The 22,292-nt window shown below is 49.6% G+C and carries 17 protein-coding genes; 2 read left to right on the forward strand and 15 right to left on the reverse strand.

Annotated elements, in window-relative coordinates; translation table 11 throughout:
* Window positions 1–133 precede the first annotated feature (133 nt).
* The 12 genes from ACYVUU_RS06275 to rpsU form a co-directional block, all read right to left on the reverse strand.
* Window positions 134–1,270 (reverse strand): sigma-70 family RNA polymerase sigma factor, encoded by a 1,137-nt coding sequence (locus tag ACYVUU_RS06275; protein WP_484500351.1) that lies wholly within the window; start codon window positions 1,268–1,270, stop codon window positions 134–136.
* Between the two features lie 35 nt (window positions 1,271–1,305).
* Entirely contained in the window at window positions 1,306–2,427 is a 1,122-nt protein-coding gene (gene rpoD, locus ACYVUU_RS06280) for an RNA polymerase sigma factor RpoD (protein WP_484500352.1), read from the reverse strand.
* Between the two features lie 41 nt (window positions 2,428–2,468).
* On the reverse strand, window positions 2,469–3,554 hold the full coding sequence (gene rpoD / locus ACYVUU_RS06285; RefSeq protein WP_484500895.1) for an RNA polymerase sigma factor RpoD: 1,086 nt from the start codon (window positions 3,552–3,554) through the stop codon (window positions 2,469–2,471).
* A gap of 4 nt (window positions 3,555–3,558) precedes the next feature.
* Window positions 3,559–5,397 carry a DNA primase gene (dnaG, locus tag ACYVUU_RS06290; protein ID WP_484500353.1) on the reverse strand — a complete coding sequence of 613 codons (1,839 nt, stop codon included), beginning with the start codon at window positions 5,395–5,397 and terminating at the stop codon, window positions 3,559–3,561.
* A 25-nt stretch (window positions 5,398–5,422) separates the two neighbouring features.
* Window positions 5,423–7,489: a glycine--tRNA ligase subunit beta gene (gene glyS / locus ACYVUU_RS06295; protein ID WP_484500354.1), complete on the reverse strand. Its 2,067-nt coding sequence runs from the start codon at window positions 7,487–7,489 to the stop codon at window positions 5,423–5,425.
* Window positions 7,482–8,393 (reverse strand): glycine--tRNA ligase subunit alpha, encoded by a 912-nt coding sequence (glyQ, locus tag ACYVUU_RS06300; protein ID WP_003618715.1) that lies wholly within the window; start codon window positions 8,391–8,393, stop codon window positions 7,482–7,484. The genes glyS and glyQ overlap by 8 nt, the downstream gene beginning before the upstream one ends.
* Window positions 8,394–8,658: 265 nt before the next feature.
* On the reverse strand, window positions 8,659–9,408 hold the full coding sequence (gene recO / locus ACYVUU_RS06305) for a DNA repair protein RecO (RefSeq protein WP_484500355.1): 750 nt from the start codon (window positions 9,406–9,408) through the stop codon (window positions 8,659–8,661).
* The gene (gene era, locus ACYVUU_RS06310; protein ID WP_484500356.1) at window positions 9,408–10,313 is read right to left on the reverse strand and encodes a GTPase Era; all 906 of its coding nucleotides are present in this window, start codon (window positions 10,311–10,313) and stop codon (window positions 9,408–9,410) included. Before era ends, recO begins: the two co-directional genes overlap by 1 nt.
* Window positions 10,297–10,716 carry a cytidine deaminase gene (gene cdd, locus ACYVUU_RS06315; protein ID WP_484499026.1) on the reverse strand — a complete coding sequence of 140 codons (420 nt, stop codon included), beginning with the start codon at window positions 10,714–10,716 and terminating at the stop codon, window positions 10,297–10,299. The genes era and cdd overlap by 17 nt, the downstream gene beginning before the upstream one ends.
* Window position 10,717: 1 nt before the next feature.
* Entirely contained in the window at window positions 10,718–11,242 is a 525-nt protein-coding gene (gene ybeY / locus ACYVUU_RS06320) for an rRNA maturation RNase YbeY (protein WP_484500357.1), read from the reverse strand.
* The gene (locus ACYVUU_RS06325; protein ID WP_296226704.1) at window positions 11,242–12,189 is read right to left on the reverse strand and encodes a PhoH family protein; all 948 of its coding nucleotides are present in this window, start codon (window positions 12,187–12,189) and stop codon (window positions 11,242–11,244) included. The genes ybeY and ACYVUU_RS06325 overlap by 1 nt, the downstream gene beginning before the upstream one ends.
* Before the next feature lie 154 nt (window positions 12,190–12,343).
* Complete coding sequence (gene rpsU / locus ACYVUU_RS06330; protein ID WP_002880182.1) at window positions 12,344–12,520, reverse strand: 30S ribosomal protein S21; 177 nt, start codon at window positions 12,518–12,520, stop codon at window positions 12,344–12,346.
* Between the two features lie 168 nt (window positions 12,521–12,688).
* Here rpsU and ACYVUU_RS06335 point away from each other — a divergent pair, with 168 nt between their 5' ends.
* A complete protein-coding gene (locus ACYVUU_RS06335) occupies window positions 12,689–13,546 on the forward strand; it encodes a pyruvate, water dikinase regulatory protein (RefSeq protein WP_439775547.1) in 858 nt (285 codons plus the stop codon).
* 59 nt (window positions 13,547–13,605) lie between these two features.
* Here the strand turns inward: ACYVUU_RS06335 and ACYVUU_RS06340 are convergent, their stop codons facing one another.
* The 3 genes from ACYVUU_RS06340 to ACYVUU_RS06350 all read right to left on the reverse strand — a co-directional run bounded on the left by ACYVUU_RS06340 (window position 13,606) and on the right by ACYVUU_RS06350 (window position 15,617).
* Window positions 13,606–13,875, reverse strand: a complete 270-nt coding sequence (locus tag ACYVUU_RS06340) for a PepSY domain-containing protein (RefSeq protein ID WP_439775546.1) — start codon at window positions 13,873–13,875, stop codon at window positions 13,606–13,608.
* 66 nt (window positions 13,876–13,941) lie between these two features.
* On the reverse strand, window positions 13,942–14,826 hold the full coding sequence (locus ACYVUU_RS06345) for a YitT family protein (RefSeq protein ID WP_439775545.1): 885 nt from the start codon (window positions 14,824–14,826) through the stop codon (window positions 13,942–13,944).
* Window positions 14,827–15,035: 209 nt separating this feature from the next.
* Window positions 15,036–15,617, reverse strand: a complete 582-nt coding sequence (locus tag ACYVUU_RS06350) for a hypothetical protein (RefSeq protein ID WP_484500358.1) — start codon at window positions 15,615–15,617, stop codon at window positions 15,036–15,038.
* 94 nt (window positions 15,618–15,711) lie between these two features.
* On the opposite strand from ACYVUU_RS06350, the gene ACYVUU_RS06355 reads away from it, so the two are divergent.
* Window positions 15,712–22,152, forward strand: a complete 6,441-nt coding sequence (locus tag ACYVUU_RS06355) for a MucBP domain-containing protein (RefSeq protein ID WP_484500360.1) — start codon at window positions 15,712–15,714, stop codon at window positions 22,150–22,152.
* The last annotated feature ends 140 nt before the right edge of the window (window positions 22,153–22,292 follow it).

Below are 22,292 nucleotides of genomic sequence, written 5' to 3' on the forward strand. Positions count from 1 at the left end.
AATAGCTTGCTTTTAATTTAGCAAACTCGCCGCCAGGCAACAATTCGCATTTAATTTCTATCTATTCGGGCCTGGAATACGAAGCAAAAAAACATGCTTCCAATAACTGGAAACATGTTCTTAGTCAAATATATTATTCTGCTGAGAAGTAGTCCTGAAGCAGGTCTGAGTGGTGCTTCAGCTTCTTGACGGCCTTGGCTTCAATCTGCCGGACCCGTTCCCGGGTAACGCCCAGGCTGCGGCCAACTTCTTCCAAGGTATGCGGTTCGTCATTTTCCAGGCCAAAGCGCAATTTCAAAACCTTAGCTTCCCGGTCAGTCAAGAATTCACCCATCATGCCGGACAGTTGATCCTTCAGCATTTCAAAAGCGGTATATTCTTCCGGGTTGATCGCTTTATTATCTTCTAAAAGATCCCCTAACTGTGAATCCCCTTCTTCACCGACTGGCTTGTCCAAAGAGTCGGTTTCCTGGTTCTTGGCCACCGTGATGATTTCCTGCACCTTTTGCAAAGGCTCATTCATTTCCGCGGCCAGTTCTTCCGGTTTGGCATCCCGGTCCAAATCCTGCTGCAGGGTCCGCTGGATCCGGTTCATCTTGTTGATGCTTTCCACCACGTGGACCGGAATTCTGATCATCCGGTCCTGGTCAGCCAAAGCCCGGGTAATGGCCTGCCGGATCCACCAAGTTGCATAAGTTGAAAACTTAAAGCCCTTGGAGTAGTCGAACTTGTCGACTGCCTTCATCAAGCCGATATTGCCTTCCTGGATCAAGTCCAGGATCCCCATCTTCCCGTTGTGCTTGGCATAGCGCTTGGCGATGGAGACCACCAGACGGAGGTTGGCGGCGGCCAGTTCATCCTTGGCTGATTCGTCACCGTTTTCAATCCGCTTGGCTACTTCTACTTCTTCATACCGGCTTAATAGCGGAACCTTGCCGATTTCCTTCAAATACATCCGGACCGAGTCATAAACCCGGTCATTGTCGCTGGAAGCGACCAGTTCTTTTTGTTCTTTCTTTTCAGCTTCTTCTTCAGCCTTGAGGGCCAGAGCAGACGGTTCACCCTGGTCATCAACGATACTAATCCCATTGTCCGCAAACTCTTCTACCAGCTTGGCAGTTTCGGCATCGTTCAGACCATACGGCACCAAGAGCCGTGCTTTCAGATCATTTTCGCTGATCTGCTTGGTCTTCTTTAAACCGGTAATCACCATTTTAACTGCTTTTTCCAGTGGAAAATCATTTACGTTAGAAGCATTTTCTTTTGCCATTCAATCCGCCCTGTTCTTATTCTGCTAAAAATTTACTACTCTAAAAAGTCACGCAACTGGTTGCTCCGGCTAGGATGCCGCAGCTTGCGCAAGGCCTTGGCCTCGATCTGCCGGATCCGCTCCCGGGTCACCCCAAAGACCCGGCCGACTTCTTCCAAAGTCCGGGGATTGCCGTCGTCCAGACCAAAACGCAGACGCAATACATTCTCCTCCCTGTCAGTCAAAGTGTCAAGTACTTCAGCCAGCTGGTCTTTCAGCAATTCACTTGCCGCATGCTGCTCTGGACTGGTCGCGTCCTTGTCTTCAATAAAGTCGCCTAAGTGGGAGTCGTCTTCTTCCCCAATCGGCGTCTCAAGCGAAACTGGCTCTTGCGCCACCTTGAGGATTTCCCGGACCTTCTTGACCGGCAAATCCATTTCCGCAGCAATTTCTTCCGGTTCCGGGTCTCTGCCCAAGTCCTGGAGAAGCTGGCGCTGGATCCGGATCAACTTATTGATGGTTTCCACCATGTGCACCGGAATTCTGATCGTCCGCGCCTGGTCAGCAATCGCCCGGGTAATGGCCTGCCGGATCCACCAGGTCGCATAGGTCGAGAACTTGAAGCCCAGCCGGTAGTCGAACTTGTCGACCGCCTTCATCAGGCCCATATTCCCTTCCTGGATCAAGTCCAAAAAGCTCATCCCCCGGCCAACATAGCGCTTGGCGATGGAAACCACCAAACGCAGGTTGGCATTGGTCAGTTCATCCTTGGCTTCCTGATCGCCAGCCTCAATTCGCTTGGCCAGCTGGACTTCTTCATCCCCGCTGAGCAGGCTGACGCGGCCAATCCGCTTTAAGTACTGGCGGACCGGGTCATTCATCCGGCTGCCTGGAGCTGACAAGTGCTCAAGCTCCGCCTTTTCAACATTTTTCTGCTTGGCCAGGGCCAATTTGGACGGTTCGCCCTTGTCATCGACAATGCTGATCCCGTTGTCTTCAAATTCCTGCACCAGCTGATCGACCGCCCGGCCTTCGATTTGGTAAGGCTTCAGCAAGCGGTCGGTAAATTCCTTTTCAGAAATTTGCTTGCTCTTCTTGACATCCTTAACAACTAACTTAACGGCATCAGCCAGGGATACCTGGTTTGCCTTTCCTGTCTGCTTTGCTTTGTCTGTCATTTGATTGCCTTCACTCTATCACAGCAGCATCTTGCTGCACATTAATCTAAGAAATCCCGCAATTGGCTGCTCCGGCTCGGGTGGCGGAGCTTTCTGAGAGCCTTGGCCTCAATTTGCCGGATCCGTTCCCGGGTCACTTCAAAATGCTGGCCGACTTCTTCCAAAGTCCTGGTCTTGCCATCGTCCAAACCAAAGCGCAGGCGCAGGACTTCTTCTTCCCGGTCGCTCAAGGTGTCCAAAACTTCAGCCAGCTGCTCTTTCAGCATCTCGTTGGCCGCGTGCTGTTCAGGACTCATCGCGTCCTTGTCTTCGATAAAGTCGCCCAAGTGGGAGTCGTCTTCTTCCCCAATTGGTGTCTCTAAAGAAACCGGTTCCTGGGAAATCTTCAAGATCTCTCTGACCTTCTTGACCGGCAGGTCCATTTCTGCCCCGATTTCTTCCGGTTCCGGGTCTCTGCCCAGATCCTGGAGCAGCTGGCGCTGGATCCGGATCAGTTTATTGATTGTTTCCACCATGTGGACCGGGATTCTGATCGTCCGCGCCTGGTCTGCAATCGCCCGGGTGATGGCCTGCCGGATCCACCAGGTCGCGTAAGTTGAGAACTTGTAGCCCAGCCGGTAGTCGAACTTGTCGACCGCCTTCATGAGGCCCATATTCCCTTCCTGGATCAAGTCCAAAAAGTTCATCCCCCGGCCGACATAGCGCTTGGCAATCGAGACCACCAAACGCAGGTTGGCTTCGGCAAGTTCCTGCTTGGCTTCCTCATCGCCGGCTTCAATCCGCTTGGCCAGGGCCACCTCTTCCTCACTGGTCAGAAGGTTCACCCGGCCGATTTCCTTTAAGTACATTCTGACCGGGTCATTCATCTTCATCCCGGTCGGGGCCACCATATTGTTCAGTTCAGCCTTTTCAACATTTTTCTGCTTGGTTAGGGCCAGCTTGGAAGGCTTGCCGGCCTCATCAACGATGCTGATCCCATTATCTTCAAATTCCTGGACCAGCTGATCGACTGCCTTGCCTTCCAGCTTATAAGGCTTGATCAAGCGATCGGTGAAAGCAGCTTCCGTGATCTGGTGGCTGGCCTTTACTCCTTCAACAACCAGCTTAACCGCCTTTTCCAGGGACATTTCATTAGCCTTGGCTTGCTTTTCTTTTGTCACTAACTGCCTCCTCTTCTTGCAGCTTCAGCTGTCTTAGCTGCAAAATTGCCTGTGTTTCCAGCAAAATTTCCGTTTGGTCGTTTCGCCGACGCGCGTCTGCAATCGCCTGCATGTGGCGGTCGATCTCATCATCTATCTTGCACAGGTTGAGTACCCGTACCTGCGCTTCGAGCTCTTCCAGGGTAATTTCTCCCGGCAGCTCGGTCATGTCAGTACTAACAATTATACTCTGAAGTTCTTCAGGAATAAAATCTAAAAAGCCGCTTAATGAAACATTTTCATGAGTTTCAATGTAATTGAGCCAAAGTTTGGCCAGGCGCTCGTATTCCGGGTTGGGAAAAACAAAGCCATTGATAAGCAAGTAGTCGCGGGCCTCATCAGAATAGATGTAGGCATAAAGCAGGCGCTGCTGTGCTTTTAACGCCCGGGTAACCGGCTGGGGAGCTTCTGCTGGCGCCAAGGGGGCTGGCTCTGGCAGGACTTCGTTATTTGTGTGCTGGACAACCCGGCGCTGCTTGCGGCGGGCCCTTGACAGGTTAACCTTCAAAGCATCCAGCGAAACGCCGGTTTCCTTAGCTAAGCGGCTGACATACAAGTCTTGTTCAACCGGATTGGGCAGGGCAGCGATCTCGGCGACTGCCTCGCTTAAATATGCCACCTGTTCGCGCTCGTTGTTTAAGTTGTACTTCTTCTTCAAGCGCTGCAGGAAAAAGTCGGTGGTTGAAATGGCACCTTTGATTGCGGCCTGGTAGCTGTCAGCTCCGTACTGCTTGACGTATTCATCCGGGTCAAGCTTGTCTGGCAAGATCACGATCCCCAGGTCAAAGTTGCCAGCTTGCTTGAAGAGGCCCACTGCCCGCTCAGTAGCGTGCTGGCCCGGATCGTCGCCGTCGTAGTTGATGACGACTTGCTTGGTGATCCGGCGGATCATGTAGACCTGCTGCTGGGTCAAACTGGTCCCCATGGAGGCAATCCCTGTCTTGATCCCGGCCTTGTAGGCGGAAATCACGTCCATATGCCCTTCAAACAAGACCAGGTGTCCTTCTTTTCTGGCATGCTTCTTGGCTTCAGAGAAGTGGAAAAGGAGGTCGGATTTGTTGAAGATGCTGGTTTCCGGACTGTTCAAGTACTTGGGCTCTTCCGGGTCATCGCTGATTCTTCTGCCTGAAAAAGCTACTGGGTGGCCGCTTTCATCGCTCATTGGAAACATCAAGCGGTCTCTGAAGCGGTCAAAAAGGCGGCCGTCCTGGCTCTTGACAAAGAGGCCGCTTTCTTCCAGCTGGTCCTCCGTATAGCCTTCGCCTCTTAAGTAAGTCAAAAGCAGGTCCGACTTGCCTGGGGCATAGCCGATCTTGAAGTGCTTGAGCAGGTCATCGTCCAGACCCCGCTGTCTGGCATATTCCAGGCCCCTTTCCCCAATCTTTGTGGTCAGCAGAACCTGTTGGTAAAAGTCCGCCGCGTCCTTATGCATCTGCATCAAGGGGTTCAGCTTGACCGGCTGGTCTTGGTATTCCTGGGGCATGGGGATATTGGCGAATTCCGCTACTCTTTCAACGCTTTCTGGAAAAGTGACTTCCTCCTTTTCCATGATGAACTTGTAGACATTACCGCCCTTGTGACAGCCAAAGCAGTAGAAGAACTGCTTGTCCGGGTTGACGCTGAAAGAAGGGGTCTTTTCTTGATGAAAAGGGCAAAGACCTACATAGTCTTTGCCTCTCTTCTCCAGTGATACATACTGGCTGATCACGTCAACAATGTTTACGCTGCCCCGAACTTCATTGATAAAATCTTCCGAAATTCTTCCAGCCAATTTGCCTCACCCTTTATTCAAAAATTTACTTGATAACCAACTTGCTCAAGTCGCCCAAGCGCTTGGCCAGGTCATTGACAGCTGCCAACTGGCTCAAGCGGTTGTTCTTGACTGCTTCGTCCTTAGCCATGATCATATTGACGTCGAAGTAGCGGTCGATTACCCCTTGCAAGGCAACGAAGGCTTCATAAAGTTCCGCATGGTCCTTGACATTGGCCAAAGCTTCAACTCCATTATAAAGGTCTTGTTCGCTTCTGTCTTCAAATAAGCTCGGGTCAACTGCCTTGGCGTCAGTGAACTTAGCCTTCTTCAAGATGTTGGCGATTCTAGTCAGACTTTCAACGACTGGCTTGAAGGCTTCGTCGTCGTGGTGCTGCTGCAAAACCTTGGCTGCGGCCAGGATCTGGCTTGGGTCTTGTTCGCTTGAGGCCAGAACGGCGTCGATAACGTCGTATTGGTAGTTGTTCTTTTGCAAGAACTGCTTGATCCGGTCACGGATGAAGTCAGCCAATTGCTTGTCTGCTTCAGCCCCTTGCGGCAGCTTGGCCGGGGTCTTGCCTGACAAGAGTTCAACGATTTCCGGAATAACCTGGTCAAATGGCAGGGACCAGTTTTCGTTCAAGAGAATCCGGACAATCCCGTAAGCGTAACGGCGCAAAGCGTATGGGTCGTTTGATGATGAAGGAATCATCCCGGCACCAAAGAAGGCGATGATGGTATCCAGCTTGTCAGCAACTGACAAAAGGGCGCCGACCTTGGTCTTTGGCAACTCGCCTTCCGCCGTGGTTGGCATGTAGTGTTCCTTAATAGCGACAGAAACGTTTTCGTTTTCGCCAGCCAGACGGGCATAGTGCATCCCCATAACCCCTTGCAGTTCAGCGAATTCGCCAACCATTTGGGTTACCAGGTCAAACTTGTACAAGCCGCTTACCCGGTCAAAGTCAACCACTTCTTCACTTGACAAGCCGAAACGCTTAGCCAGGTAGTCGCCGATGATCCGGACCCTGGTCATCTTTTCCGCCATAGAACCTATCTTGTCGTGGAAGGAAACGCTGTCCATCCGGTCAACGAAGTGGCTGAGCGGGTACTTGCGGTCTTCATCGTAGAAGAATACCGCGTCGTCAAGGCGAGCAACCAGGACCTTTTCATTACCTGAAATCACGTTTTCCAGGTGGTCCTTGTTCCCGTTTCTGACTGAGATGAAGTGGTTGATCAGCTTGCCTTCTTGATCATAGACTTCAAAGTAGCGCTGGTTGTCCTTCATGGAAGTGATCAAGACTTCATCCGGGATTTCCAGGTACTTTTGGTCAAATGAGCCGGCAAAAACAGTCGGGTATTCAACCAGGTTGTTGACTTCTTCCAAAAGGCTGGCGTCCAGCTTGATCTGCCAGTTGTGGCTGTTTACCAGGTCGTTGATCTGGGAAACGATCATGTCCTTGCGTTCGTTAGCGTCAACGATGACATATTGGTCCCGGAGAGCTTCCACGTAGTCGTCAGCGTTGGCCAAAACCACGCTGTCGCCCAGGAAGCGGTGACCGGCAGTCTTGCGGCCAGCAGTGATGTCCAGGAACTGAACTGGCACTACTTCGCTGCCGTAAAGAGCGACCAGCCAGTGGATCGGGCGAACAAATTCAAAGTCCTGGGAGTCCCAGCGCATCTTGGTCGGGAAAGTCATGGCCTTGATTACTTCGTCCAGGCCCAAAAGGATTTCCTTGGCTTCCTTGCCGGCCTTTTGCACGTGCACGTAGGCATATTCAACGCCCTTGAGTTCTTCAAAGTAAATATCGTCGGCGCTCATCCCCTGGCCGCGGGCAAAGCCGATAGCGGCCTTGGTCCAGTTGCCGTCAGCGTCTTGGGCGATCTTCTTGGCCGGCCCCTTCTTAACTTCATCCACGTCAGCCTGCTTTTCATCCAGGTCCTTGACCAGGACAGTCAGGCGGCGGGGAGTTGAGTAGGTTTGAATTTCCTTAAAGCCCAGGCCGTTTTCCTTCAAGAACTTGCCAGTTCTGTCAGCCAGCTGCTTGACTGATTTGCTGACCACGTGGGCTGGCATTTCTTCAACGCCGATTTCAAATAAAAAGTCTTTAGTCATTGCTTGCCTCCGCCTTTGCTTGTGCACTCTTCAACAATGGGAAGCCGCGCTTTTCACGTTCTTCCACAAACTTAACCGCTACTTCGTGAGCCATGTTGCGGATCCGGTGCAGGTAGCCTGCCCGTTCAGTTACTGAAACTGCCCCGCGGGCGTCCAGCAGGTTGAAGGTGTGGGAACACTTCAAGATGTAGTCGTAAGCCGGGTGAACCAGGTTTTGGCCCAAAAGGCGCTTGGCAATTCTTTCGTAAGTGTCGAAGAATTCCAGCAATTGCTTCTGGTCGCTTTCTTCAAAAGCGTACTTGGAGTGTTCGTATTCAGGTTCCTTGAAGATGTCCCGGTAAAGGACGCCGTCGCCCCATTCCAGGTCAAAGACTGAGTTGACGTCCTGGATGTAGGAAGCCAGACGTTCAACCCCGTAGGTGATTTCACCCATGGTAGGCTTAACGTCCAGTTCGCCGACAGTTTGGAAGTAAGTAAATTGGGAAACTTCCATCCCGTCCAGCCAGACTTCCCAACCGACACCGGCACAGCCCATGGATGGGTTTTCCCAGTTGTCTTCAACGAAACGGATGTCGTGTTCCAAAGGTTCAATGCCCAGAACCTTCAATGAATCCAGGTAGTATTGCTGGATTTCCAGCGGAGCCGGCTTTAAAACGACTTGGAACTGGTGGTGCTGGAAGAGCCGGTTCGGGTTGTCCCCGTAACGTCCGTCAGCAGGCCGGCGGGAAGGTTCAACGTAGCAGGCCTTCCAAGGTTCTGGCCCGACTGCCCGCAAGAAGGTGTAAGGGCTCATCGTCCCCGCACCCTTGTTTTCATCATATGACGGCATGATCATGCAGCCTTTTGAAGCCCAGAACTGTTCAAGCTTGAAGATCATGGTCTGAATATCTAATTTTTGTGCCATAGTTACCTCCTATGCAAGGCCATAAAAAAAGCCTATGCAATTTCACTTTTGCATAGGGACGAAAAAAGTATTCGCGGTTCCACCCTAATTCAGGAAGCCTATTTGCCTCCTGCTCTTAATTAGCTTGGCTAGAGGGGCCTTTTCCCGCTGTATCCTTCCACCAACCGATACTCGCTGCCGCGGTACTTTTCTATTTCCTCATCATTACCAATATACAGGCTATTTTACCACAAATTCCTTTTCTTTTCATGTTTTTTTAGGAAAATCAGCTGCCCCGGACCTCATTTAAAAAGCGAAGGCTGGGCAGGTTCAAATCAACGGTTGCCTGGTATATTTGGGCTATAGCCCGCCGGCTTTCCTTTTTCAAATCTTCGCTGATCTGGATGTTGCCTAAACGGGTGATTGGCAAAAGGCCCAAGGTTCTGAGCAAGGCCGTGGCCTTTGCCGACAGGTGCAGGCGGCTGACAGAGCGGAAATGGTCGCTGCAGACCACACCTCCGGCGGCAATAGAATAGTCAAAAATTCCTTTTTCCTTGCCGCAGATAACGCAGGCCCCTAGCTGAGGAGCTACCCCGAAGGCTTGCAGAAGCTGCAGCTGAACGATCTGGCAAATGATTTCCGGATCCTGGCCAGCCACGATCCGGTCAAAAGCCACCAGCAATAAGTCATAGTAGCCGCCTAATTTTTGGTACTCACTGAAGGCATGGTCAGCCAAGTCAAAAAGATAGGACAGGTAGGCATTCTTGTCCAAATCGGTAAAAAGCTCATCATGCTGGCTGAGCTTCTTATAAGTCCGCAGCTGGCTGATCCCCTTGTAGCGGGTCAAGATCCCGAAAGTCCCTTCCGTAAAAGGCAAGACAGCCGCGGCCAGCTGGGACTTGGGCCGCATTCCGCCTTTGGCGATGACCGTGACGATTCCCAGTTCCTTGGTCCAAAGCTTGGCCAAGAGGTCAGCTTCTTTATACTGCTGCCTTTTAAACAGCAGGCCGTGAACGTCGAGCAGGTCAGCGGCCATTAAAGTTCCTTCTTGTCATAGCCGATGGACTTGAGGAAGGCCGGATCCTGCCGCCAGTTGCGCCGCACCTTGACCCAAAGCTTCAAATTGACCTTCTCGCCCAACAAGTTTTCGATTTCTTTTCTGGACCGCATCCCAATCTGCTTGATCATGGCCCCTCTTTGGCCGATGATGATCCGCTTTTGCCCGTCTTTTTCCACAAAAATCGTCGCGTCAATCTGCAATTTGCCATTGATCCGCTGGTTCATCTGGTCGACCCAAACGGCAGTTGAGTGGGGAACTTCCTGGTCAGTCAAACGGAGAATCTGCTCTCTGATCATTTCGGCCACTACGAAGTATTCCGGCCGGTCAGTCACTTCATCTGAAGCGTAGTATTGCGGCCCTTCTGGCAGGTAGTCCTTCAAGGTTTTGAGCAAGTCGTCGACCCCGTTGCCCTGCCGGGCGGAAATTGGCAAAAATTCCGCGAACTTGCCCACGGCCTGGTAGGAGTCGATGATTGGCAAAAGGTCATTTGGGTGTACTTGGTCGATCTTGTTGATGACCAAAAATACCGGAATATCCAAATCCTTTAAAAGGCTGGCCACGTATTCCTCGCCCTTGCCGGCCTTTTTAGCGTCAACCATGAACATGACTAAGTCAACGTCCTTTAAAGAAGACAGGCTGGCCTTGTCCATGTATTCGTCCAGGTCGGAATGGCTCTTGAAAATCCCTGGCGTGTCAACGAAGACAACCTGCATGTCATCTTCAGTGTAGATGCCGGAAATCTTGTTTCTAGTGGTTTGCGGCTTGGCTGAGGTAATCGCCACCTTCTGCCCGATTAAGCGGTTCATCAAGGTTGACTTGCCGACATTTGGCCGGCCGACCAGTGCTACGAAACCTGACTTGTGTTTACTTATTTGCCCCATCTTGAATGTCCTTTTCTGTGAAGTGGTATGGTATCAATTGCTCGACTGTAAAGCGCTCAAAGTCACCCTGACTGTCGGTCAGAATTACTTCCGTATCCGGATCCATGAACTCGCTCATTACCTGCCGGCAGGCCCCGCAAGGGGAAATCGGCCGGTCAGTGTTGCCGATGATCAAAAGGCACTTGATCTTGCCCGGCCGGCCAGCGTTGACCCAGGAGAAGATCGCCGTCCGTTCAGCGCAGTTGGTCAGGCCAAAAGAAGAATTTTCGATATTGACCCCGGTAAAAATCTCCCCCGATTCCGTTGCCAAAGCGCTGGCCACGTGGAAGTGCGAATAAGGACTATAGGCGTCAGCCAAATGATCCTTAGCCAGTGAGAAAAGCTTTTCCTCTAACTCGTTCATGCTACTTCCCTCTTCCTTCGTCTAATTGGTCCGGGTAAAGGGGCAGGCCGTATTCTTCCAAGACCTTGCCCTGGATGCCAAACATTTCCTTGGCTTCATCCGGCTCAATGTGGTCATAGCCATTCAAGTGCAGATAGCCATGCACGATCGTGTAGCCAAATTCCCGGTCAAAGCCGGTGCCATATTCCTTGCTGTGGCGCTCGATAACGCTCGGGCACATGAACAGGTCGCCGATATCTTCAGTGAAGTCCGCGTCCTGGGTGAACATGGCCAGGTCCAGGCCGTCGTCGCCGTCTTCAATGGCAAAAGAGATCACGTCGGTTGGCCGGTCTTTGTCCCGGTAATCACGGTTGATGGCTTGCGACCGGTCTTCGTCAACAAAGTTGATGCTCATTTCCTGGGCATTGTCCTTGCCGATTTCCTTTTTCGCCATGAGGAGCAGCTGCATGATCCAGTCTTCCCAGTCCCGGTCTCCCTTAGTCAAAAAGCCGACTTCATCGCTGTAGCTTACGTCAATTCCCTGCATTATTTACCTTCCTCTTCATATGCCTTGATAATCTTTGCCACGACCGGGTGCCGGACAACGTCAGCCGCGCTGAATTCCACGAACTTGATCTGGTCGATCCCCTGCAGGATATTGCGGGCCGTGATCAAACCGCTGTGGGCCTTGCCTGGCAGGTCGATCTGGGTCATGTCACCATTGACCACCATCTTGGAGTTAAAACCCAGCCGGGTTAAGAACATCTTCATTTGGGCATCAGTCGTGTTTTGCGCTTCGTCTAAGATGACAAAGGCTTCTTCCAAGGTCCGCCCTCTCATGTAAGCCAAAGGAGCGATTTCGATAACGCCCCGCTCCATTAAGCGGTCAGTTGGTCCCTGCCCTAAGATGGCGTAAAGGGAGTCATAGATTGGCCGCAGGTAAGGGTCAACTTTTTCCTTAAGGTCCCCTGGCAAAAAGCCTAGGGATTCCCCAGCTTCAACTGCTGGCCGGGTCAGGATGATCTTGGAAACTTCCCCCCGCTTAAAGGCAGCAACCGCGCAGACGACAGCCAGGAAGGTCTTCCCAGTCCCGGCGGGTCCAATGCCAAAGACCACGTCACTCTTGTTGATGGCTTCAACGTAACTTTTCTGGGTCATGTTCTTGACCCGGACTGGCCGGCCCTTGGCGTCTCTGATCAAGATCTGCTTATAGAGGTCGCCAAAGTATTCAGTTGTCCCCCGGTCAGCCATTTTCATGGCACTGACCACATCCGCCGGGGTTAAGTTGATCCCGTTGCTAGCTACCCCATCCAAGGCTTTCAAGACCCGCAAAACGGTCTCTACCTGCTCTTCTGGACCAGCGACCTTGATCTGGCCGCCCAGGTCGGTAACAGTAACCTCATAGCCTTCTTCGATCAGCTTCAAATTGCTGTCATTGACGCCCACCAGCTTCTGGATATTTTCGCTGCTGTGGGGCAAAAACTTCTTTTCCAATAAAAGAACTCCTTCATTTTCAAACCAGCGGGCAAGCACATCTCTCCCCGCCAGACTATACTCTTCTAAACCAATGATACACGATTTAGGCCAAAAGAGAACACGGAAAATCAAGCAAGAAAAAAGCTCCCGTTTTCACGAGAGCTTCAGTCGATTAATAATGTCTACGCTTGCGAGCGGCCTCAGATTTTAACTTTCTGCGAACGCTTGGCTTTTCGTAGAATTCACGCTTGCGGTATTCTTGCAAAGTACCACTTCTAGAAACGGAACGCTTGAAACGACGAAGAGCATCATCAATAGACTCGTTTTCGTGAACGATAGTCTTAGCCATGTGTGATCCCTCCTTCCATTTCTTGGCATTGCTGCCATAAACATTTATCTAAATTATAGCAAAAATCGACTAATCGTCAATAGCCTGGGCAGATTTTTTGAAAAGTTTTTTCGGCAAAGATCCAGAAAGCGCATTATCCGGTATAATATAATTGATGAGGTGATCTATATGACTGAAAATAAAGCAGAAAACAAGCAAACGGAAAAGACAGAAAAGATGGAAATCAACATTATCATTATTTCCGACTCAGCCGGGGAAACGGCTTTCAACAATGCTCAAGCAGCTGCCGTTCAATTCCCTGACGCGGAAGTCAACTACCGCCGCTATCCTTTCATGACCAATGAAAAGAAGCTGGCCGCTACCCTGGAAGAAATTGAGCAATACCCTAACCTGGTCATTGTCTACAGCATGATTGATGAGAAGCTGCAATTGCCAATCATCAAATTTGCCCGGGAACACAAGGCCAAGTACATCGACATTCTGTCCCCGATCATTGAGGCCATCAGCCAGACGACCCATATGAAGCCAAGCGGCGTGGTTGGTGCCAACCACCAACTGACCAACAAGTACTTCAACCGGATTTCCGCCATGGAATTCGCGGTTATGTACGACGACGGCAAGGACCCGCGGGGCTTTTTGGAAGCTGACGTTGTTCTCTTAGGGGTCTCCCGGACTTCCAAGACTCCCCTTTCCCTGCTTTTGGCTAACAAGGGGCTGAAAGTTGCCAACTTGCCGCTGGTGCCGCAAACCCACATTCCAAAGGAAATCTATCAAATCGACCCGAAGAAGATCATCGGCTTGACCAACGACCCGCAAGTGCTCAACCGCATCCGCCGGCAAAGAATGATCAGCTACGGGATGGATCCGGACACGGCATACTCTAACATGGACTCAATCAATGCCGAACTGGACAGTGCCATGGCTTTGTATAAGAAGCTGGGCTGCTTCGTGATCAACGTGGCTGAACGGTCAATCGAAGAAACCGCGGCTTTGATTATGAACCACCTGGGCTACGAAGAAGATTAATCAAATATTTGCGTAAAAAAACGCGCTGCTTACAGGAAACGTAAGCGCGCGTTTTTCTTTTATCTCAGCGGACTTTCATCCACTCTGAAGACTTCTCCAGAAACTGGATCAACTAAAATGAAATATTCCTTCTTGCCGTTCTCGCTCATGCTGTCAGTTACGCTGAAGACGTAAAAATACTCTGACCGTTTGTCAGGGCTTGTCTTGGTCATCAGCAGCTTGACATTGTGGTGTCCGTGCTGTTTAGCGTAAGTAGTGGCGATCTCAGTCGCCAAATCCAAGCCAATATATTTAGGTTGATAGCGGCCGTTGTCCCTTCCATCTGGCATCTATTTCACCACCTCACTTATTCTGTATAACACAAGTATAATTTGCTTTTTAATATTTTTCAATAGCTAAACAACTTCTTGTTCTCTAAATCTGCCATAAACTTTCTGCACTTCGGTTACGCTCATGAAGGCAAAGGGGTCACATTTTTCTACTGTGGTCCGGATGTCGTAGAGGTCGTAAGTGTCGATAATGGTTAAAAGGACGGTCTTTTCAGTGTGCCCGTAGGCCCCTTCCACGTCATGGAAGATGGTGATCCCGCGGTGCATTTTTTCTTGAATCCCTTCAATAATGTCATTGGGATGTTCTGTAACGATCATTACCTGCAACTTGTTGTGCTGAGTGTAAACTGAGTCGATGAAGCGGCCATTGATAAAAATGTTCAAGGCCGTATAAAGGGCTCTGGACCAGTCAAAGAGAAAGCCAGCGATCAAAACGATGATCAAGTTGACCAAGATATTGAACTTACCATAGTTCATGCCAGTTTTCTTCCTGACAACGATACCCAAGATGTCCAAGCCACCCGTAGAGATCCCGCTCTTTAAGGCCATACCCGTCCCGATCCCGTTGACAGCTGCCCCGAAGATGGCGCAGAGGATTGGGTCCAGGCTCAAATGAGTTGGCTGGATAAAGCGCATCATGATCGTGGACATGGCAACCGCGAAGATGGTATAGCCGGTGAACTCGCGGCCGATCTTGAACCAGGCCAGGATAAAGAGCGGCACGTTCAAGGCAAAGTACATCACTTCAGTTGGGATGGTAAATGGCATGTAGCGGCTGGTCACGGTGTTGACGATCTGCGCGAAACCTGTGATCCCGGAAGAATAGATGTGGCCGGGATGCCAGAAGAAGTTCAAGGCTACGGCAACCATGACTGAGTAAAGAATCGCCGTACCAATTTTTACCAAAAAGCCGTAATTTCGTGACAAGCGATTCAAATCAAATAACTTCATTTTCTGCTTTCCTTTCCGTCGTAACAGGATCAGCAACCTGTGGCCACTGGCCTTGCCCCGCCTATTAGAAGACAAAGCAATGAACATCCTTATTTATGATACAGCTTTTTCATAAATTATTGGGGCTTTTCCCACAACTTTTTATATAAAAAAACGCCTAAACCCTATAAGAGTTTAGACGCTTTCAAATCAATTATTGATTATAGAAATTACCGATTCAAGTTAATTTGGCTGTTGCTCTGGGAGCTAGCCACACTTGAATTAAATGTTGATTCTGAAGTTGAGACAGACGCACTAGCTGAGACAGAAGTTACGACACTTTGTTCAGCGGAGGTCGGGTCACTCATACTTGCCAGTTCGGAAGCGGACATTTGCAGTTTCTCAAGCTCTGATTGAGAAATTGATGCGCTCACGGAAGCCTGGTATTCAGAATTAGTGCTTTCAGAGTTGCCAACGGAAGCAGTTACTGAACCTTCGGAACTGTCAGCAGTGATAGAACCAACGCTAGTGCTCGTAGAGTTTTGAGCTGGAGTGTTGGTGGTATTACCTGCATTAGTTGTGTTACCAGCGTTGGTAGTACCGTTAGTCGTAGCCGCAGTGCCTTGGACGGTCGTCGTACCGGCAGTCGTTGCGGTAGCTGCAGGAGTTGCAGCGTTAGTCGTTGCAGTTGCGGTCGGCGTTGCTGGAGCAGTTGGCGTGGTTGGCGTGTTAGTAGCCGGGATCGTTGGAACGATTGGAGTGTTGCCAGTGTTAGGAATCTGGGCTGCACTTTGACTTGCAGAGGTGCTCAAGGATTCGCTAGTCGATTGGCTTTCACTCGTAGAACTGCTTACGCTCTGAGATTGACTAATGCTTTCCGATTCACTTACACTAAGTGATTCACTAGTGGAAGTTGATTCTGAACCACTTGCACTAGTTGAGCCAGATGCGCTTGTTGAAGTGGACTCTGAACCACTTGCGCTCGTTGAGCCAGATTCACTAGTGGAAGTGGATTCTGAGCCGCTTGCACTAGTTGAACCAGACTCACTGGTTGAAGTCGATTCGGAACCACTTGCACTATTTGAGCCAGATGCGCTTGTTGAAGCTGATTCTGAACCGCTTGTGCTCGTTGAGCCAGATGCGCTTGTTGAACCAGACTCACTGGTTGAAGTGGATTCTGAACCACTGGCACTAGTTGAACTTGATTCACTTGAGGAAGTGGATTCTGAGCCACTTGCACTAGTTGAGCCAGATGCACTTGAGGAAGTGGATTCTGAGCCACTGGTGTTCGTTGAGCCAGATGCACTTGAGGAAGTGGATTCTGAGCCGCTTGCACTAGTTGAACTTGATTCACTTGAGGAAGTGGATTCTGAGCCACTTGCACTAGTTGAGCCAGATGCACTTGAGGAAGTGGATTCTGAACCACTTGAACTCGTTGAGCCAGATGCGCTTGTTGAAGTGGATTCGGAGCCACTTGTGCTCGTTGAACCAGGTGCACTTGAGGAAGTGGACTCTGAACCACTTACGCTTGTTGAACCAGATGCACTTGAGGATGTGGATTCTGAACCACTTGTACTCGTTGAGCCAGATGCGCTTGTTGAAGTGGATTCGGAGCTGCTTGCGCTCGTTGAACCAGATGCACTCGTGGAAGTTGATTCTGAGCCACTTGCACTAGTTGAGCCAGATGCACTTGAGGAAGTGGATTCGGAGCCACTGGTGCTCGTTGAACCAGACTCACTTGTTGAAGTGGATTCGGAGCCGCTTGCGCTTGTTGAACCAGACTCACTGGTTGAAGTCGATTCGGAACCACTTGCGCTTGTTGAACCAGACTCACTGGTTGAAGTCGATTCGGAACCACTTGCGCTCGTTGAAGCGGATTCGGAGCCACTTGCACTAGTTGAACCAGACTCACTCGTGGAAGTGGATTCTGAACCACTTGCGCTCGTTGAGCCAGATGCGCTTGTTGAAGCTGATTCGGAGCCACTGGTGCTCGTTGAACCAGATGCACTTGAGGAAGCTGATTCGGAACCACTTGCGCTCGTTGAGCCAGATTCACTTGTGGAAGTTGATTCAGAGCCACTGGTGCTCGTTGAGTTAGATTCACTTGAAGAAGCTGATTCGGAACCGCTGGTGCTTGTTGAGCCAGACTCACTTGAAGAAGTTGATTCGGAGCCACTGATGCTCGTTGAACCAGACTCACTTGAAGAAGTTGATTCGGAACCACTGGTGCTCGTTGAACCAGACGCACTTGAAGAAGTTGATTCGGACCCGCTAGTGCTCATTGAGCTAGATTCACTTGGTGAAGTGGATTCGGAGCCACTCACGCTCGTTGAGCCAGACTCACTTGGTGAAGTGGATTCAGAGCCGCTTGCGCTCGTTGAACTAGATTCACTTGAAGAAGCTGATTCGGAACCACTGGTGCTCGTTGAACCAGACTCACTTGGTGAAGTGGATTCAGAGCTGCTTGCGCTCGTTGAAGTGGACTCGTACTCGCTTACTGAAGTGGATTCGGATTCGCTCGTTGAAGTGGATTCCGACTCGCTTGCTGAAGTGGATTCCGACTCGCTTGCTGAAGTGGATTCGGATTCGCTCGTTGAAGTGGATTCCGACTCGCTTGCTGAAGTGGATTCGGATTCACTCTCTGAAGTTGATTCAGATTCACTCGTTGAAGTGGATTCTGATTCACTTGCCGAAGTGGACTCGGATTCACTCGTTGAAGTGGATTCTGATTCACTTGCTGAGGTGGACTCGGATTCACTTGCTGAAGTGGACTCGGATTCGCTCGTTGAAGTGGACTCGGATTCGCTCGTTGAAGTGGATTCCGACTCGCTTGCTGAAGTGGACTCGGATTCAGATTCACTCGTTGAAGTTGATTCTGATTCACTTGCTGAAGTGGATTCCGACTCGCTTGCTGAAGTGGATTCTGATTCACTCTCTGAAGTTGATTCAGATTCAGATTCACTCGTTGAAGTGGACTCGGATTCGCTCGTTGAAGTGGATTCTGATTCACTTGCCGAAGTTGATTCCGACTCGCTTGCTGAGGTGGACTCGGATTCACTTGCTGAAGTGGACTCGGATTCGCTCGTTGAAGTTGACTCGGATTCAGATTCGCTCGTTGAAGTGGATTCCGATTCACTCTCTGAAGTTGATTCAGATTCAGATTCACTCGTTGAAGTGGATTCCGATTCACTCTCTGAAGTTGATTCAGATTCAGATTCACTCGTTGAAGTGGACTCGGATTCGCTTGCTGAAGTGGATTCTGATTCACTTGCTGAAGTGGACTCGGATTCACTTGCTGAAGTGGACTCGGATTCAGATTCGCTCGTTGAAGTGGACTCGGATTCGCTTACTGAAGTGGATTCCGACTCGCTTGCTGAAGTGGATTCTGATTCACTTGCTGAAGTGGACTCGGATTCAGATTCGCTCGTTGAAGTGGACTCGGATTCGCTTACTGAAGTGGATTCTGATTCGCTCGTTGAAGTGGATTCCGACTCGCTTGCTGAAGTGGACTCGGATTCAGATTCACTCTCTGAAGTTGATTCAGATTCACTCGTTGAAGTTGATTCCGACTCGCTTGCTGAAGTGGACTCGGATTCGCTCGTTGAAGTGGATTCCGACTCGCTTACTGAAGTGGATTCTGATTCACTTGCTGAGGTGGACTCGGATTCACTTGCTGAAGTGGACTCAGATTCACTCGTTGAAGTTGACTCGGATTCAGATTCGCTCGTTGAAGTGGACTCGGATTCGCTTACTGAAGTGGATTCAGATTCGGATTCGCTCGTTGAAGTGGATTCAGATTCACTTGCTGAAGTGGATTCTGATTCACTCGTTGAAGTGGATTCTGATTCACTTGCTGAAGTTGACTCGGATTCAGATTCGCTCGTTGAAGTGGACTCGGATTCGCTTACTGAAGTGGATTCCGACTCGCTTGCTGAAGTGGATTCTGATTCACTTGCTGAAGTGGACTCGGATTCAGATTCGCTCGTTGAAGTGGACTCGGATTCGCTTACTGAAGTGGATTCTGATTCACTTGCCGAAGTTGATTCCGACTCGCTTGCTGAGGTGGACTCTGATTCACTTGCTGAAGTGGACTCGGATTCGCTCGTTGAAGTTGACTCGGATTCAGATTCGCTCGTTGAAGTTGATTCAGATTCACTCTCTGAAGTTGATTCAGATTCACTTGCTGAAGTGGATTCTGATTCACTCTCTGAAGTTGATTCAGATTCACTCGTTGAAGTTGATTCTGATTCACTTGCCGAAGTGGACTCGGATTCAGATTCACTTGCTGAAGTGGATTCCGACTCGCTTGCTGAAGTGGATTCTGATTCACTCTCTGAAGTTGATTCAGATTCAGATTCACTCGTTGAAGTGGACTCTGATTCGCTCGTTGAAGTGGATTCTGATTCACTCTCTGAAGTTGATTCAGATTCAGATTCACTCGTTGAAGTGGACTCGGATTCGCTCGTTGAAGTGGATTCTGATTCACTTGCCGAAGTTGATTCCGACTCGCTTGCTGAGGTGGACTCTGATTCACTTGCTGAAGTGGACTCGGATTCGCTCGTTGAAGTTGACTCGGATTCAGATTCGCTCGTTGAAGTTGACTCAGATTCACTTGCTGAAGTGGACTCGGATTCACTCGTTGAAGTGGATTCGGACTCACTCGTTGAAGTTGACTCGGATTCGCTTACTGAAGTGGATTCTGATTCGCTCGTTGAAGTGGATTCCGACTCGCTTGCTGAAGTGGACTCGGATTCTGATTCACTCTCTGAAGTTGATTCAGATTCACTCGTTGAAGTTGATTCCGACTCGCTTGCTGAAGTGGACTCGGATTCGCTCGTTGAAGTTGATTCCGACTCGCTTACTGAAGTGGATTCTGATTCACTTGCTGAGGTGGACTCGGATTCACTTGCTGAAGTGGACTCAGATTCACTCGTTGAAGTTGACTCGGATTCAGATTCGCTCGTTGAAGTGGACTCTGATTCGCTTACTGAAGTGGATTCAGATTCGGATTCGCTCGTTGAAGTGGACTCAGATTCACTTGCTGAAGTGGATTCTGATTCACTCGTTGAAGTTGATTCTGATTCACTTGCTGAAGTTGACTCGGATTCAGATTCGCTCGTTGAAGTGGACTCGGATTCGCTTACTGAAGTGGATTCCGACTCGCTTGCTGAAGTGGATTCTGATTCACTCGTTGAAGTTGATTCTGATTCGCTTACTGAAGTTGACTCGGATTCAGATTCGCTCGTTGAAGTGGACTCGGATTCGCTTGCTGAAGTGGATTCTGATTCACTTGCTGAAGTTGACTCGGATTCACTTGCTGAAGTTGACTCGGATTCAGATTCGCTCGTTGAAGTGGACTCGGATTCGCTTACTGAAGTGGATTCCGACTCGCTTGCTGAAGTGGATTCTGATTCACTTGCTGAAGTGGACTCGGATTCAGATTCGCTCGTTGAAGTGGACTCGGATTCGCTTACTGAAGTGGATTCTGATTCACTTGCCGAAGTTGATTCCGACTCGCTTGCTGAGGTGGACTCTGATTCACTTGCTGAAGTGGACTCGGATTCGCTCGTTGAAGTTGACTCGGATTCAGATTCGCTCGTTGAAGTTGATTCAGATTCACTCTCTGAAGTTGATTCTGATTCACTTGCTGAAGTGGATTCTGATTCACTCGTTGAAGTGGACTCGGATTCGCTCGTTGAAGTTGATTCCGACTCGCTTGCTGAAGTGGATTCTGATTCACTCTCTGAAGTTGATTCAGATTCAGATTCACTCGTTGAAGTTGATTCTGATTCACTTGCCGAAGTGGACTCGGATTCGCTCGTTGAAGTGGATTCTGATTCACTTGCCGAAGTGGACTCGGATTCACTTGCTGAAGTGGACTCTGATTCACTCGTTGAAGTGGACTCGGATTCGCTCGTTGAAGTTGATTCTGATTCACTCTCTGAAGTTGATTCAGATTCAGATTCACTCGTTGAAGTGGACTCGGATTCGCTCGTTGAAGTGGATTCTGATTCACTTGCCGAAGTTGATTCCGACTCGCTTGCTGAGGTGGACTCTGATTCACTTGCTGAAGTGGACTCGGATTCGCTCGTTGAAGTTGACTCGGATTCAGATTCGCTCGTTGAAGTTGATTCCGACTCGCTTACTGAAGTGGATTCTGATTCACTTGCTGAGGTGGACTCGGATTCACTCTCTGAAGTTGATTCAGATTCGGATTCGCTCGTTGAAGTTGACTCAGATTCACTTGCTGAAGTTGACTCGGATTCACTCGTTGAAGTGGACTCGGATTCGCTCGTTGAAGTGGATTCGGACTCACTCGTTGAAGTTGACTCGGATTCGCTTACTGAAGTGGATTCTGATTCACTCGTTGAAGTGGACTCGGATTCGCTCGTTGAAGTGGATTCTGATTCACTTGCCGAAGTGGATTCTGATTCACTCTCTGAAGTTGATTCTGATTCACTCGTTGAAGTTGATTCTGATTCACTTGCCGAAGTGGACTCGGATTCGCTCGTTGAAGTGGATTCTGATTCACTTGCCGAAGTGGACTCAGATTCACTCGTTGAAGTGGACTCGGATTCGCTCGTTGAAGTGGATTCTGATTCACTTGCCGAAGTGGATTCTGATTCACTCTCTGAAGTTGATTCAGATTCACTCGTTGAAGTTGATTCTGATTCACTTGCCGAAGTGGACTCGGATTCAGATTCACTTGCTGAAGTGGATTCGGACTCAGATTCACTCTCTGAAGTTGATTCCGACTCGCTTGCTGAAGTGGATTCGGATTCACTCGTTGAAGTTGATTCTGATTCACTTGCTGAAGTTGACTTGGATTCAGATTCGCTTACTGAAGTGGATTCGGATTCACTCTCTGAAGTTGATTCAGATTCGGATTCGCTCGTTGAAGTTGACTCAGATTCACTTGCTGAAGTGGACTCGGATTCACTCGTTGAAGTTGATTCTGATTCACTTGCTGAAGTGGATTCGGACTCACTCGTTGAAGTTGACTCGGATTCGCTTACTGAAGTGGATTCTGATTCACTCTCTGAAGTTGATTCAGATTCGGATTCGCTCGTTGAAGTTGACTCAGATTCACTTGCTGAAGTGGACTCGAATTCACTTGCCGAAGTTGACTCGGATTCGCTTACTGAAGTGGATTCAGATTCGCTTTCCGAAGTTGATTCAGACTCGGACTCACTTGCTGACGTTGATTCAGATTCACTAGTTGAGATCGATTCACTCTCAGAAGCGGATTCGGATTCGCTTGTTGAAGTTGATTCCGACTCGCTTGCTGAAGTAGATTTTGACTCACTATCTGAAATTGATTCACTCAGTGATGTAGACGTCGATTGACTTATACTTTCTGATGCTGCCTTGCTCGTCGATTCTGACTCACTCAAGTACTTAGATGTTGAAGTCGACTGGCTTGCTGAGTCGCTCAAAGACTTAGACGTTGATTGACTTGCACTTTCTGATTCCGCCTTGCTCGTCGA

It is taken from the genome of Lactobacillus sp. WILCCON 0058 (genome assembly GCF_057198005.1).